This window comes from Lactococcus sp. S-13, assembly GCF_004210295.1.
Lineage (GTDB): Bacteria > Bacillota > Bacilli > Lactobacillales > Streptococcaceae > Lactococcus.
In genome coordinates this window covers 361,013-374,136 of record NZ_SDAK01000001.1, presented here as the reverse complement: position 1 = coordinate 374,136, position 13,124 = coordinate 361,013, and the positions used below count along the sequence as shown (strand labels likewise).

The 13,124-nt window shown below is 39.3% G+C and carries 13 protein-coding genes and 1 riboswitch; of the genes, 11 read left to right on the top strand and 2 right to left on the bottom strand.

Annotated features, from left to right (window positions below):
* Position 1 precedes the first annotated feature (1 nt).
* Together EQJ87_RS01875 and EQJ87_RS01870 are read left to right on the top strand one after the other, a co-directional pair.
* Entirely contained in the window at positions 2 to 244 is a 243-nt protein-coding gene (locus tag EQJ87_RS01875) for a DUF896 domain-containing protein (RefSeq protein ID WP_130123082.1), read from the top strand.
* 40 nt (positions 245 to 284) lie between these two features.
* A riboswitch (Fluoride riboswitch) is annotated at positions 285 to 359 on the top strand.
* Positions 360 to 446: 87 nt separating this feature from the next.
* Complete coding sequence (locus EQJ87_RS01870) at positions 447 to 1,658, top strand: chloride channel protein (protein ID WP_130123081.1); 1,212 nt, start codon at positions 447 to 449, stop codon at positions 1,656 to 1,658.
* Between the two features lie 40 nt (positions 1,659 to 1,698).
* On the opposite strand, the gene EQJ87_RS01865 is transcribed toward EQJ87_RS01870, so the two are convergent.
* Together EQJ87_RS01865 and EQJ87_RS01860 are read right to left on the bottom strand one after the other, a co-directional pair.
* Positions 1,699 to 2,292 (bottom strand): nicotinate-nucleotide adenylyltransferase, encoded by a 594-nt coding sequence (locus EQJ87_RS01865; protein WP_130123080.1) that lies wholly within the window; start codon positions 2,290 to 2,292, stop codon positions 1,699 to 1,701.
* Between the two features lie 49 nt (positions 2,293 to 2,341).
* The gene (locus EQJ87_RS01860) at positions 2,342 to 2,551 is read right to left on the bottom strand and encodes a tyrosine-type recombinase/integrase (protein WP_255411615.1); all 210 of its coding nucleotides are present in this window, start codon (positions 2,549 to 2,551) and stop codon (positions 2,342 to 2,344) included.
* Between the two features lie 927 nt (positions 2,552 to 3,478).
* Here EQJ87_RS01860 and EQJ87_RS01855 point away from each other — a divergent pair.
* From EQJ87_RS01855 to EQJ87_RS01810, 9 genes are all read left to right on the top strand, one after another.
* Positions 3,479 to 4,102 carry a hypothetical protein gene (locus EQJ87_RS01855; protein ID WP_130123078.1) on the top strand — a complete coding sequence of 208 codons (624 nt, stop codon included), beginning with the start codon at positions 3,479 to 3,481 and terminating at the stop codon, positions 4,100 to 4,102.
* Positions 4,103 to 4,242: 140 nt separating this feature from the next.
* Positions 4,243 to 4,350 carry a recombinase family protein gene (locus EQJ87_RS01850; RefSeq protein WP_370449752.1) on the top strand — a complete coding sequence of 36 codons (108 nt, stop codon included), beginning with the start codon at positions 4,243 to 4,245 and terminating at the stop codon, positions 4,348 to 4,350.
* 564 nt (positions 4,351 to 4,914) lie between these two features.
* Positions 4,915 to 5,682 (top strand): hypothetical protein, encoded by a 768-nt coding sequence (locus EQJ87_RS01840; RefSeq protein ID WP_130123077.1) that lies wholly within the window; start codon positions 4,915 to 4,917, stop codon positions 5,680 to 5,682.
* Positions 5,683 to 6,065: 383 nt separating this feature from the next.
* Positions 6,066 to 7,541, top strand: a complete 1,476-nt coding sequence (locus EQJ87_RS01835; RefSeq protein WP_130124561.1) for a nicotinate phosphoribosyltransferase — start codon at positions 6,066 to 6,068, stop codon at positions 7,539 to 7,541.
* The gene (locus EQJ87_RS01830; protein ID WP_130124562.1) at positions 7,538 to 8,023 is read left to right on the top strand and encodes a GNAT family N-acetyltransferase; all 486 of its coding nucleotides are present in this window, start codon (positions 7,538 to 7,540) and stop codon (positions 8,021 to 8,023) included. The genes EQJ87_RS01835 and EQJ87_RS01830 overlap by 4 nt, the downstream gene beginning before the upstream one ends.
* A 104-nt stretch (positions 8,024 to 8,127) precedes the next feature.
* Positions 8,128 to 8,952 (top strand): ammonia-dependent NAD(+) synthetase, encoded by an 825-nt coding sequence (gene nadE, locus EQJ87_RS01825; protein WP_130123076.1) that lies wholly within the window; start codon positions 8,128 to 8,130, stop codon positions 8,950 to 8,952.
* A gap of 106 nt (positions 8,953 to 9,058) precedes the next feature.
* A complete protein-coding gene (locus EQJ87_RS01820; protein ID WP_130123075.1) occupies positions 9,059 to 9,670 on the top strand; it encodes a GNAT family N-acetyltransferase in 612 nt (203 codons plus the stop codon).
* Positions 9,671 to 9,735: 65 nt separating this feature from the next.
* Positions 9,736 to 10,437 carry an ABC transporter ATP-binding protein gene (locus EQJ87_RS01815; protein ID WP_130123074.1) on the top strand — a complete coding sequence of 234 codons (702 nt, stop codon included), beginning with the start codon at positions 9,736 to 9,738 and terminating at the stop codon, positions 10,435 to 10,437.
* Position 10,438: 1 nt separating this feature from the next.
* Positions 10,439 to 13,114 (top strand): FtsX-like permease family protein, encoded by a 2,676-nt coding sequence (locus EQJ87_RS01810; protein WP_130123073.1) that lies wholly within the window; start codon positions 10,439 to 10,441, stop codon positions 13,112 to 13,114.
* Positions 13,115 to 13,124: the final 10 nt, after the last annotated feature.

Below are 13,124 nucleotides of genomic sequence, written 5' to 3'. Positions count from 1 at the left end.
AATGGCAATTACAAATGAACAAATCGCGCGCATCAACGCGTTAGCGCGGAAGAAAAAAGCAGAGGGACTGACGTCAGAAGAGCTGGCAGAGCAAGCAACTTTGCGCCGAATCTACATTGACAGCGTCAAAGCAAATTTTCGCTCGCAAGTAGAAACAATCAAAGTGATTGACGAAAAAACTGGCGAAGATGTAACTCCTGAGAAGCTCAAAAAAATTCAAAAAGAAAACGGAATGCGTGATTAAGTTTTTCCTTGCAAATTTTTTGACTAAAGAGTAGAATAATAAGATAAATGGGAATGGTGCACTCCCAAAACCGCTGATTTTTCTGATAAAATCAACTGATGGCGCCTACAAACAAAAGGCTGTTTTTGAGCAGTCTTGTTTGTAGCGCCTTTTGTTTTGGAAAAACACAGGAAATAATGAGAAAATGAGGAGTTTATTAGGAATGAATTTTTTTAAAATTACAATATCACGAGCGACGCTTTTATCCCTTTTTTTGGCGGTGATTATTGGGGGGATTGTTGGTGCGGTGGATGCACTTTTTGGTCGTGTATTGATTGCGATTACGGCTTTTCGCGACAATCATGCCGTATATTTACTGCCTTTTTTGGCGGTTGCAGGGCTTGTGATTATCTACTTTTATCAGCATTTTGGCAAAGAAAGTCAAAAAGGGATGGGGCTGATTTTTGAGGCGGGAAATCATGGGCGTAAGGAGCTTCCTAAGCGCTTGGTTCCTTTGATTATCTTTTCAACTTGGCTGTCACATTTATTTGGAGCGAGCGTTGGACGTGAAGGGGTTGCGGTACAAATTGGCGGTGTGATTGGCCATACTTTTGGCAAATGGTTATCGGATAAAGAAGCACAAAAAATCTTGCTTATCACAGGGATGGCGGCTGGTTTTGCGGGACTTTTCCAGACGCCAATCGCAGCAGCATTTTTCGCTATTGAAATCTTGATGCTGGGGAAAATTGAATATCGCGCGCTGATGCCAGCGCTCTTGGGAGCTTATGTGGCAAGTGGAACGTCGCACTGGTTGGGCTTAGAAAAATTTTCTTTTTTGGTTTCCACAAAAATAACGCTAGATCCATTGAACCTTGTAAAGCTGCTCTTGGTTGCGATTTGTTTTGGTTTAGTCGGACGTCTTTTTGCTCAAAGTCTAGCTTATTTGAAGAAAAGATTTGCTGAAAAAATGTCAAATCCTTACCAACGAATTTTCATAATGGGACTTATTTTGAGCGCAGGTTTATTGTTTATCCATTTGGATCGTTACGCTGGTTTGGGGACAAATTTGATTGCTTTGAGCTTTAATGGTGGACAGATTCACACCTATGATTGGCTTTTGAAATTAGTGTTCACGGTGCTAACGATTGCGGCTGGCTTTCAAGGGGGGGAAGTAACTCCGCTTTTTGCGATTGGTTCAACCTTGGGAGCCACTTTAGCGCTTCTTTTGGGCTTACCTGTGGAATTGATGGCAGCAGCTGGCTACGTCTCTATCTTTTCAGCAGCGACAAATAGTTATTTTGGCCCAATTTTTATCGCAGCAGAAGTCTTTGGCTTTGGTTCGGTGCAGTATATTTTGCCAATCATGACCATCGCCTATGTCTTAAATGGCAACCAATCCATTTACGCCCAAGAGGTTTTGAATCTGGAGGTTTGAAAGTGGGATCAAAAAGGCATTGTCCAAAGAAAAAAGCACGTTAATCGTGCTTTTTTTGATAAATTTTTGTTTCGTTGATGTAGTTGAGGACGTTTTGGGGAAGAAGGTAAGTAGGGGCAATCTTGTTTTCAATCATTTCCCGAATCATGGTGCTGGAAATGGGGAGAAGAGGTACATTGAGCCAAGTGACAGGGTAAAGGCTCTCTTGGACGGTTTCATTGCGTTTAATCGCGATAAAGTGAACCATTTTGAGCAGTTCTTCAATTTTGTACCATTTGGGCAAATAGTCCACCATGTCGCTGCCGATGATGAAATAATAATCGGTGGTGGGATTTTTTTCGGTGAGAAATTTTAAACTGTCATAGGTATAAGATTTTCCACCACGTTCAATTTCGCTGAGTTCGAGGGAGAGGCGTGGGTTGTCGGCGATGGCAAGTTCTAACATTTTGACGCGATGTTCTGGTGAAATCGTTGTTTTTTCATCGATATGCGGCGGGATGTTTTCGGGCATGAGTAATACTTGGTCAAGTTGCATTTGTTGAGCGACTTGATCAGCAACCATTAGGTGGGCGTGATGAACGGGATTGAAGTTCCCGCCCAGAATTCCAACTTTTTTTCTAGAGCCTCTATTCATAAGGGCTTTTTTCTCCTTTTTCTTGTGAATATGCCAAATTTGTGCCAAATCACTTTTTTCTGGCGATAATGCTGTTATTCAACTCCTCGAAGATGTTTTTAATTTTTCCATCTTCGTTGAACCGATACTCTTTCATCATATGAGCATAGACGTAGGGCGTTATTTTGATAGAGCGATGCCCAAGCCTTTGAGAAATGAGATGAATATCTACATTTTTATATTGTAACATAGCTGTGTGGGTATGTCGCAATCCATGCAAACTAATCAGTTTTATTTAGAGAGTTTTCAAAATGAGTAGTAGTTGTCGGTATAGCTGTTGCAGTCACAGCTGTAGGTGTTGAAACAATGTCTACCATTGGTGTATTAGCTCTTGTTGCAGCGGCTAAAATACAGAGGCGGCAGATAAATCAATGCATATTTGACTTCAGGCAGAATTTATATCTACCTTAATTATTGTGCATATGCCAGTCTATGGTTTAAATGTGATATAATTTAAAATAATCATGAATATTTTTTACTATCTGTTGTTTTAATAATATTATTTTCTCGTTTTAGGCAAGGGTACAAAAATAGTAATGAAAAAAGAAAAATTTTTCATTATGTTATTTTACTCTTGTTTTTCATTTTAGCAATATTGCCCATAATAAGAGGAACCACGGCCCTCTAGGTGGTTATCTGGTCATTTGCTCAAACCGATTTTTACGCAGGTGCATCTTGGTCAAAAAGTGACAAATATATTAGCTCATAACTTTATATTTGTGAATCTTTTTATGAGATTACTTTCTCTTTTTCACTCTAGTTATTTGATACTAGTCCAATTGACCCTCGCTGTAATAGAATGACTGATTCAATTTTATTAAATTACTATAATTCTTTTTTATTTTCTTCCAAAACACAAAATGATTATAAATGTTGTACATCTTGTTAAGGCGAGCATTTTGTCTTGTTAGGTTTCAGACTATATGATAAAATTATTAGTGTAAAGTAAGAAATAGATGAGAGTTGTTCGTTGAAAATTCATTATTAAGATTTATTGAGGGAAAAGGTAAATAGACTACCTATATAACCTCTACTCTGTACCAAACTCGGATAATCGATACTGATAAACTAACATTTTAGGTAATAGCCAAAGGCTGCTAAGTATATAAGCCGTATTTATCAGGTGCAATGTAAGAAAGGTTGAATAATGATTATTAAAAAGGTAGCTTTAAGTTTGTTAGCAGTGACTGCTGGCTCAATATTTATAGTTCATAAGCTTTCAATTGCTAATCAATTAAAAGCACATGAACTTCATGAGACACAGCCTAGCTTAAAATCAGTTACAATTAAAAGTGACAAAAAAGATGTTTCCACATCTGACTCCCATTCTTCAAAGTCAAATACTTCCTCGCAAGAGCAAGCGAAGAATCAAGTAAATGAAAAAGATCAAATTGAATCCTCCCTTCCAAAAACTACGATTCAAAGTTCAGAGGGTTTAAACTTCAATGGGAAGCATTACGATATTAGGGGGGTTTCTGGTCTAGGACATGTCCCTGCAGATGAATATGTTTATCAGTGGCTTGATTATACAGAGCACTTACATCTTTTAGCTGAAAGAAAAGGCCAAATTGGTATAGATGTACGAGAGGTAGCTGTAGGTTCAAAGATTATAGTAAATAATCAAACATATACAGTTTATAATGTCATGAGTGGTGTTACAAACGACGAAAATGCTTATAACAGCTTATCAATAGGAGAGCCAGTGATTACTATTCAATCTTGCGATTCAGAGGATGATGATGCTACATTAACAATTTGGTACGCTGCTTAAACATTTGGATTGATAGCAAATAAGCGGATATGTATACAAACAAATCAGCTCACAACTGTTAAGTTGTGAGCGTTTTTTATGTGTTATATTTAAAGGAAAAGAGCGGCTCTTAACTTAGGGTTATAAGCGGAAGGGAAAAGATGAAAATCGGATATGCACGTGTTAGCACATTGCAACAAACATTGGAACATCAAATTGAAACTTTGAAAGAGGCAGGAACTGAAAAAATTTACAGGCGCTACTGTTGAACGAACTCAATTTTATATTTTGTTGCAGTAATTAAAAATCAGGGGATACTTTTTGCAAGACGATTGAGCGAAAAACAGGAATAAGCATTGCTCACCACATAAGCCGAGGAACTGTCAAAAGTCCTTGGTTTTTTCATTTTTTAATCATAACCACCCGTGAAAACCGGTAGTTATGATTTTATTTTCTCTGAAGAGCAATGTAGCGACAGTGACAGCTAATATACAAATAGTCGTCCAAGGTAAGTTGTTCAGTGATTTATTAGATATTATAGAGAAAATACAAAATATGAAAATAAGTAATGGTGTAATCATCACTGTTACGCTTGATCTAATCAAATAGATCTGTAGCACTTCGCCAACATTTCTTACTGGTCTATCTTTACGTAGCTAGTAGGATACGCCGTCTCATATTAGAGAAGATACTAAAAAAGAGAGAGAAATGGATATATATACAATTCACTTATAGCAAATATAGTTTTAATATGTTATACTTTTTTAAGAAATTAAGTTATATTTAAGAAAATAAAAGTAAATGTTGGTGTTAGTTTGAAAAAGGAGAGAACAATGGTTAAAAATAGAAAGATTAGTAAACAAGATGTGAAGACTGATAAATTAAGTAAAAAAGGGGAAAGTAATTTAAAAGATTTTATTAGGGCTACTCCTACCAAATATCGAATTATTGTAGGGATGTGTGCTGTGAGCATAGCAGCGATATTTTTTTCAATCGGTTATTTTCAACCTATAAAGGTATCTAGTAAAAATAATTTTGTGTCCAATACTTCTAAATATAACAAAGATGCAGAAAAATTATCTAAGCTTCAAAGGGAATTATCTGTTGCAGAGACTTCACTTTCAAGTGCTAAAGAGAATGAAAAGAGTGTGCGTGATAATACTAGTAAAATGGATACAGATATTTCAATGAAACAACAAACTCAAATCTCCCTCAGCACAGATATAGATAATTTAAAAGATAAAAAAGAAACTCTTGAAGAAATGATTAAAACCGAGCAAGCTGTCACAACGGTACAAGGTTCTACAGTTGGACAGACAATCCAAGGTTATGGAATATATCCAACTTATGATAAGCTGGTGCATGCGTATGCCGAAAAATATCATTATTTGAGTGAAGCAGATGAATCTCTTGCAAGTCAAAGTGGGCCATATTTTATCAGGGCAGAAGAAGAATATAGGAAATCTTCTAACCAGGATGATGTGACAAGCGCTCTGCTACAGGAAGGTAATTTGGAGTTTACTCAAAATGAAAAAGAGAGACAGCAAATGGCTTGTTTATTATATGATTTAGTTAGGGCAATTCAGACCCAAAAGTACTGACTAAGAAATCCTTTAACTTAGTCGTAAGGGTTCTGTGCTTACAATGGAGAGAAGTTATTGGTCATTCAAGTTTGGCAAAATCCACAAATTATTTGTGCTAAAAGTTTTGAATTTGCATGATTTTCATGAGTTGAGGTAAAGAAAAAAACCGCGGTATGATGCGGTTTTTATTTTTTATATTTTGCATTTTTAGTGGAAATCTTTCCACCTGGAAAAATCAAATACGTCAGTATTTTTTCTGATTAAAATTTAGTTTCGTCAGTAAATTTTCTTTTGTTTTTTTAGAAAAGGCTGATACTATAAATTTGAGACAATTTTTGATAAAATATAGGTTAGAAATGTGTTAAAATCAGGAGATTCACGGAGTGAATTACGGAGGAAATATGCCACATCTTTATCAAGACGATAGTCTGACCTTACACACGGACTTATATCAAATCAATATGATGCAAACTTATTTTGAACTGGGTCGTCACAATCGCCAAGCGGTTTTTGAGGTTTTTTTCCGCGAGTTGCCTTTTAAAAATGGTTATGCGGTTTTTGCTGGTTTGGAGCGAATGGTTGATTATTTGAAAAAACTCAGATTTTCAGAAACTGATATTGCTTTTTTGCGCGAATTAGATTATCCTGAGGATTTTCTAAATTATTTGAAAGATTTGCGTTTTCGGGGGCGTGTGCGTGCGATGCGCGAGGGGCAATTGGCATTTGCTAATGAACCTTTGGTGCAAGTGGAAGGCTCGCTTGCCGAGTGTCAATTGGTGGAAACTGCACTTTTAAACATTATCAATTTCCAGACCTTGATTGCCACAAAAGCAGCGCGGATTAAGTCGGTCATCGGCGATGATCCACTCTTAGAATTTGGAACGCGTCGTGCGCAAGAAATGGATGCGGCGATTTGGGGAACGCGTGCTGCGGTGATTGGTGGCGCGGATGCTACTTCAAATGTACGTGCGGCGAAGATTTTCGGTTTGAAAGCCAGTGGAACGCACGCTCACGCCTTGGTGCAGAGTTATGGCAACGACTATGAAGCTTTCAAAGCATATGCATCAACACACAAGGACTGTGTTTTTCTCGTAGACACTTATGATACTTTACGGGTCGGCGTGCCTTCCGCAATCAAAGTCGCTCGTGAATTTGGTGATAAAATCAACTTCCTAGGAGTGCGCATTGACTCGGGCGATATGGCTTATATTTCCAAAAAAGTCCGCCAGCAGTTGGATGAAGCGGGCTTTACAGAGGCAAAAATCTATGCGTCTAATGATTTGGATGAAAATACGATTTTATCTTTGAAGATGCAAAAAGCAAAGATTGATGTTTGGGGTGTAGGGACAAAATTGATTACGGCCTATGATCAACCTGCGCTGGGTGCGGTGTACAAGTTGGTGTCAATGGAAGATGAAGCCGGCGAAATGCGGGATACGATTAAATTATCCAGCAATGCCGAGAAGGTTTCAACGCCAGGCAAGAAGCAAGTTTGGCGCATCACCAGAAAAGTTGGTGGTAAATCTGAGGGAGATTATATCACTTTTAGTGATGAGCGTCCTGATTTGGCGGAGGAAATCTATATGTTCCACCCTCTTTACACTTATATCAATAAAAATGTTCGGGATTACAATGCGAAACCCTTGTTAGAAGATATTTTTGTTGATGGAGAGCTGGTTTATCAATTGCCAGATTTGCAGGAAATTAAAGCTTTTGCTCGGGAAAATTTGGATGAGCTTTGGGACGAATACAAACGTGATCTCAATCCGCAGCCTTATCCAGTAGATTTATCGCAAGAACTTTGGAATCACAAGATGCGCCTGATTTCGCAGGTGCGCACAAAAGTTTCGATGATCAGATTGGACGAAAAAGAATGAGAATAAGAAGAATTGATTTATCTGATGCTAGAGCGCTCTGGGAGTTGCAAAAGCAGTTGGACACCGAAACGAAATTCATGCTCTTGGAGCCTGAGGAACGAAAATTTGATTTGAGTCAGACAATTGGACAGATTTCTCGTTTTGACTTTTTGATTGGTGCTGAAGTTGATGGAAAATTGATTGGTTACCTTTCGGCAAAACGAGGCCACACTCATCGCATTGAGCATATGGCCTATATCGTTGTGGGAATCTTGGAAGACTTCCAGCATCAGGGCATCGGCGGGCAATTTTTCATTTTGCTCGATGAATGGGCCAAAGATAAGGGCATTAAGCGTTTAGAATTAACCGTCATCACCAAGAATTATGCAGCGATTGCCCTTTATCAAAAAAGCGGTTTTGAAATCGAAGGCGTCCGCAAAGCAGCCATGTGTGTGGACGGAGAATTCACTGACGAATTTTATATGAGTAAAGTTTTTGAGTGAAAATTTGCTGACGAAAGCTGATTTTTGCTAGAGAAAATACTGACGGACACTGCGCCAGCAGAGAATTTACTGACGTAATTCTATCATTTAAGAAAGAAGAGAAAATGACATTACAAGAAGAAATTATCAAAGAACTTGGCGTGAAACCAAGCATTGATCCTAAAGAAGAAATTCGTATTTCTATTGATTTTTTGAAAGATTACCTGAAGAAATATCCTTTCATCAAAGCTTTTGTTTTGGGGATTTCAGGGGGGCAAGATTCGAGCTTGGCTGGTCGTTTGGCGCAGCTTGCGATTGAAGAAATCAGAGAAGAAACGGGCGATGACACTTACAAATTTATCGCTGTGCGCTTACCTTATGGTGTGCAAGCTGATGAAGTGGATGCTCAGCGTGCGCTTGAATTTATTCAACCTGATGTGAGTCTTGCGGTTAATATCAAAGCCGCTGTGGATGGTCAAGTGGAAGCCTTGAAGACTGCTGGACTTGAGATTTCTGACTTTAACAAAGGAAATATCAAAGCGCGTCAACGCATGATTACGCAGTACGCTGTGGCTGGCGATTATCAAGGCGCAGTACTTGGAACAGACCATGCAGCCGAAAATATCACTGGGTTTTTCACTAAATTTGGTGACGGAGGCGCAGATTTGTTGCCCCTTTTCCGCTTGAATAAACACCAAGGCAAAGCGCTCCTTGCGGAGCTTGGTGCTGATCCAGCCATTTATGAAAAAGTTCCAACAGCTGACCTCGAAGACGGCAAACCGGGCTTGGCGGATGAAGTAGCGCTTGGTGTCACTTATCGAGACATTGATGATTACACTGAGGGCAAACAAATTTCCCCAGCGGCTCAAGAGAAAATTGAAGCCTGGTGGAACAAAACGCAGCACAAACGCCACTTACCAATTACCGTTTTTGATGATTTTTGGAAATAAAACAGAGAAATTACTGACGAAAATGAATTCGTCAGTAATTTTTTCTATCCAGAATCTTTTTATGTTAGAATAATATTATAAAATAATAAAAAATAAAGGAGAAAAAATGACTCTAAAAATCCAAAATTTAGCATCTAAAGATTTCAAAAAAATCATGAATTTTGCCATTGAAGGAATGAATTTACGGGACTACGTGAGCAATAAAATAATGCTGAAGGCATATAGTCGCTATTTTCTCTATTTAGAACTCGAAGAAGCAAGTCATGTTTATGCTGCCTACGAAGGAGATGAAATAGTAGGATTACTTTTATTGAATATGAAAAATTCCCCAAAAGTTTATCATAATTTTTGGCGAAAAACTTATGTAAGACTCATCAATCTCATTCAAAAATTATTTTTTTATAAAAAATCTAATATTTATCAGTCGACAAACCAGAAAATGCTGGCTGAGTTTTCTAAACATCATCAAATTGACGGTGAACTCAATTTCTTTGCTGTCAATCCGCAGGTCACTGGAAAAGGGATTGGAACGCAGCTTTTAGAACACGTTGCCAAACTTCATCAAGGCAAGCAAATTTATCTCTATACAGACAGCGGCTCAACCTATCAATTTTACGAACGACGCGGTTTCAAGCAGGTCGGCAAAGAAAAAATCACATTCAATGACTCAAAAGTCAGCAAATCCTTGACTTGTATGCTTTATAGCAAGGTTTTTTGAAGACTTAGCGCGGTTTATTTGTGATATAATTGAAAATAATAGCGTTTTCACAGAAAGGAAGACAGATGTCTTTTATCAAAATTATCAACGAATCGAAAATTTATCAATCCGGTCAGGAAAAAATATATGCCAACGATCAAGTGAGTTTTGAGATTGAAAAAGGGGAACTTGCCGTTATTCTCGGCTCCTCAGGAGCTGGTAAGTCGACCGTCTTGAATATTTTGGGCGGTATGGACAAAAGCGACGAAGGAGAAGTCATTATTGACGGCGAAAATATCTCGCATTTTTCCAGCAAAGAACTCATTACTTACCGCCGTTATGCCGTTGGCTTCGTCTTTCAATTTTACAATCTGGTCAATAATCTAACCGCCAAAGAAAATGTCGAACTCGCTTCTGAGATTGTCGAAAATGCCCTTGACGCCACTGAAGTCTTGGAAAATGTTGGCTTAGCCCACCGCATCCATAATTTCCCTTCACAGCTTTCAGGTGGAGAACAGCAAAGGGTGGCGATTGCCAGAGCTTTGGCCAAAAATCCCAAAATCTTGCTTTGCGATGAACCCACAGGGGCTTTGGATTATCAAACAGGCAAGCAAATCTTAAAATTATTACAAGAAATGGCGCAAAAACAAGGTACAACCGTCATTATTGTCACTCACAACGCGGCCATTGCACCTATTGCTAATCGTGTCATTCAGATGCATGATGGGAGAATCAAGGCCATCAAGCAAAATTCCGAACCTCTAGCCATTGATAGAATCGAGTGGTGATATGCGCAAAAAAACATTGAATAAAACCATTCGTCGCTCGATTACCGGCTCATTAGGGCGCTTTATTTCTATTTTTTCACTTATGCTTCTGGGCGTTTTTGCCTTTGTGGGTCTGAAAGTTTCAGGACCTAATATGAGAGCAACGGCTGAGCATTTTTACAAACAGCATCAGCTGGCTGATTTGACAGTGACTTCAACTTTAGGCTTAGATGCGAGTGATCAAGCCCTTATTCGCCAAGCAACTGGGCTTAAAAATATCGAATTTGGCAATTTTAGTGATGTCCTGGTTAAAGGAAGTACTCAAAGTCTGCGCCTTTTTTCTCAACCAGAAAAACTCTCGACCTACGCCCTGATGAGCGGGAAGATGCCTCAAGCTGACAATGAAATTGCGCTTGATTATCTGTATGAAAAAGACTATAAACTAGGCGACAATCTTCAATTTACCGCAGGAAAAGAGAGCGATTTACTCAAGAATCATCGTTTCAAAATCGTCGGCTTTGTCAAATCCAGTGAATACGTGGACAAAAATAATTTTGGCCCAACTACTATTGGGACGGGGAAGCTTTCAGGCTACGCCCTTGTACCAAAAACAGCTTTTAAGTCCGACCTTTACACGATTGCCCGCTTAAGTTACCGCAATCTGCAAGAGGAATCAATGTATGATCAAACCTATGATACAAAGCTCGAAAAGCATCAAAAAGCCTTAGAAAATTTGCTCAAAGACCAGCCTGCAAAACGTCTAGCTGACCTTAAATCCGCTCCACAAGCCCAGCTTAATCAAGCTCAAGCGCAGCTCGATGCTCAAAAGATTCAATTGGCTTCTCAACAAGAGCAATTGAAGGCGCAAAAAGCAGCACTGGCTGAACGTCTGCCAATCGCTCCGCAAGTCCAAGCTCAACTTGAGGCCCAAGAAGCCCAGTTGACCCAAGCACAAGCAAAAATGGAGAGCGCCCAAGCAGAACTCAAAACAAATGCAGCCCAGCTCGCAGCTCTAACAGCGCCGATATACACCGTGAACAATCGCAAGGAAGGAAATCCAGGCTATCAGAGTTTTGTGGACGATTCCACGCGAATTGACCGCTTGTCGAACATTTTTCCAGTGGTCTTGTTTGCGATTGCCTTACTTGTGACATTGACTACAATGACGCGTTTTGTTGAGGAGGAACGAAGTAATCTGGGCCTTCTCAAAGCACTGGGTTATACCAATCAAGCAATTCGGAAAAAATTTCTGGTTTATGGATTTGTTTCGAGTGGGTCTGGTGCATTAGTCGGAGTGATTTTGGGACATACTTTGCTTCCAATTGCTGTGTTTAATGCTTATACGGCGTCATCAACCTTTAGCCAGTTGCGTCTGACTTTTTCACTATTTTGGACAATTGTCGCTTTTGCAATTGCGCTTTCTTGTAGCCTTTTACCGGCTTACTGGGTGGTGCGTAGTGAGTTAAAAGAAGTTCCAGCAGGACTTTTTCTGGCCAAAGTACCCAAAGCTGGCTCTCGGATTTTGCTTGAACGGTTGCCTTTTATTTGGAACCGGCTGGCCTTTACTTATAAAGTGACTGCCCGCAATCTCTTTCGCTATAAAAAACGGATGTTGATGACCATCTTTGGTGTGGCGGGCTGTACGGCACTTTTGGTCATGGGATTTGGGATTCGAGATTCGATTTCTGGACTTTCCAGCCGTCAATTTGGCAGTATTTTGCATTATGATTTAATGGTTCTTGAAAAAGAGCAGTCGACAGCCAAGCAGAAAGAAGCACTGACCGAAAAGCTAGATTCCACAGAGTTTACGGGGCATTTACCAATTGTTTTTGAAAGCTTAAGTCACAAAAACGGTGGTGAAAAGCAACAGATTAGCTTGATTGTGCCGCAAGATTCAGCCGATTTATCCAAATTTGTCAGCCTGCAAAACCGACAATCAGGTAAAAAGTTGCTTCTTAAGGGTTCAGGCGTGGTTATTACTGAAAAACTGGCCACGCTGATGAACTTGAAAGTCGGTGATCAAGCCGAATTTCTGGACAGCGAAAATAAAAAACATCAGCTTCAAATTGCTGGCGTCACTGAGATGTATATGGGGCACTACATTTTCATGACGAAATCCGCTTACGCCCAAGCGTTTGATGAGCAATTTACGCCCAATGCCCAGCTCGCTCAACTAAAAAATCCAACCTCAGGTCATCTGCGGCAAGTTTCCACCGACTTGATGAGCCTACCTGTGGTCAAAGGCATTTCGCAAAACAGTGATTTGAAAACAACCATCAATTCGTTCATGCATGGGATTAACAGTGTCATGTTTGTCTTGATTTCTTGTGCTATTTTGCTGGCGATTGTGGTGATTTACAATCTGACCAATATCAATGTTTCAGAACGGATTCGTGAATTATCAACGATTAAAGTACTTGGTTTTTATGATCGAGAAGTCACTTTTTACATCTACCGTGAAACGATTTTTCTGAGTTTTATTGGGATTGGGTCTGGATTTTTGCTGGGTGCCTTTTTCCATCACTTCATCATTAGCCAGCTAGCGGCTGACCAGATTATGTTTGCGCCTGGATTGCTCTGGAGCAATCTTGCCTTGTCTGCTCTGATTACCTTTGCGACCACGGCTTCACTAGCCTTTGTCGTTCATTTCAAATTAAAGGCTGTCGATATGCTAGGGGCTTTGAAATCTATAGATTAAATAAAAAAAT

What these genes read in the sequence shown, in the direction of transcription:
- EQJ87_RS01875 (WP_130123082.1), top strand. Translation starts at nt 2, where the DNA reads ATGGCAATTACAAATGAACAAATCGCGCGCATCAACGCGTTAGCGCGG.
- EQJ87_RS01870 (WP_130123081.1), top strand. Translation starts at nt 447, where the DNA reads ATGAATTTTTTTAAAATTACAATATCACGAGCGACGCTTTTATCCCTT.
- EQJ87_RS01865 (WP_130123080.1), bottom strand. Translation starts at nt 2,292, where the DNA reads ATGAATAGAGGCTCTAGAAAAAAAGTTGGAATTCTGGGCGGGAACTTC.
- EQJ87_RS01855 (WP_130123078.1), top strand. Translation starts at nt 3,479, where the DNA reads ATGATTATTAAAAAGGTAGCTTTAAGTTTGTTAGCAGTGACTGCTGGC.
- EQJ87_RS01850 (WP_370449752.1), top strand. Translation starts at nt 4,243, where the DNA reads ATGAAAATCGGATATGCACGTGTTAGCACATTGCAACAAACATTGGAA.
- EQJ87_RS01840 (WP_130123077.1), top strand. Translation starts at nt 4,915, where the DNA reads ATGGTTAAAAATAGAAAGATTAGTAAACAAGATGTGAAGACTGATAAA.
- EQJ87_RS01835 (WP_130124561.1), top strand. Translation starts at nt 6,066, where the DNA reads ATGCCACATCTTTATCAAGACGATAGTCTGACCTTACACACGGACTTA.
- EQJ87_RS01830 (WP_130124562.1), top strand. Translation starts at nt 7,538, where the DNA reads ATGAGAATAAGAAGAATTGATTTATCTGATGCTAGAGCGCTCTGGGAG.
- nadE (WP_130123076.1), top strand. Translation starts at nt 8,128, where the DNA reads ATGACATTACAAGAAGAAATTATCAAAGAACTTGGCGTGAAACCAAGC.
- EQJ87_RS01820 (WP_130123075.1), top strand. Translation starts at nt 9,059, where the DNA reads ATGACTCTAAAAATCCAAAATTTAGCATCTAAAGATTTCAAAAAAATC.
- EQJ87_RS01815 (WP_130123074.1), top strand. Translation starts at nt 9,736, where the DNA reads ATGTCTTTTATCAAAATTATCAACGAATCGAAAATTTATCAATCCGGT.
- EQJ87_RS01810 (WP_130123073.1), top strand. Translation starts at nt 10,439, where the DNA reads ATGCGCAAAAAAACATTGAATAAAACCATTCGTCGCTCGATTACCGGC.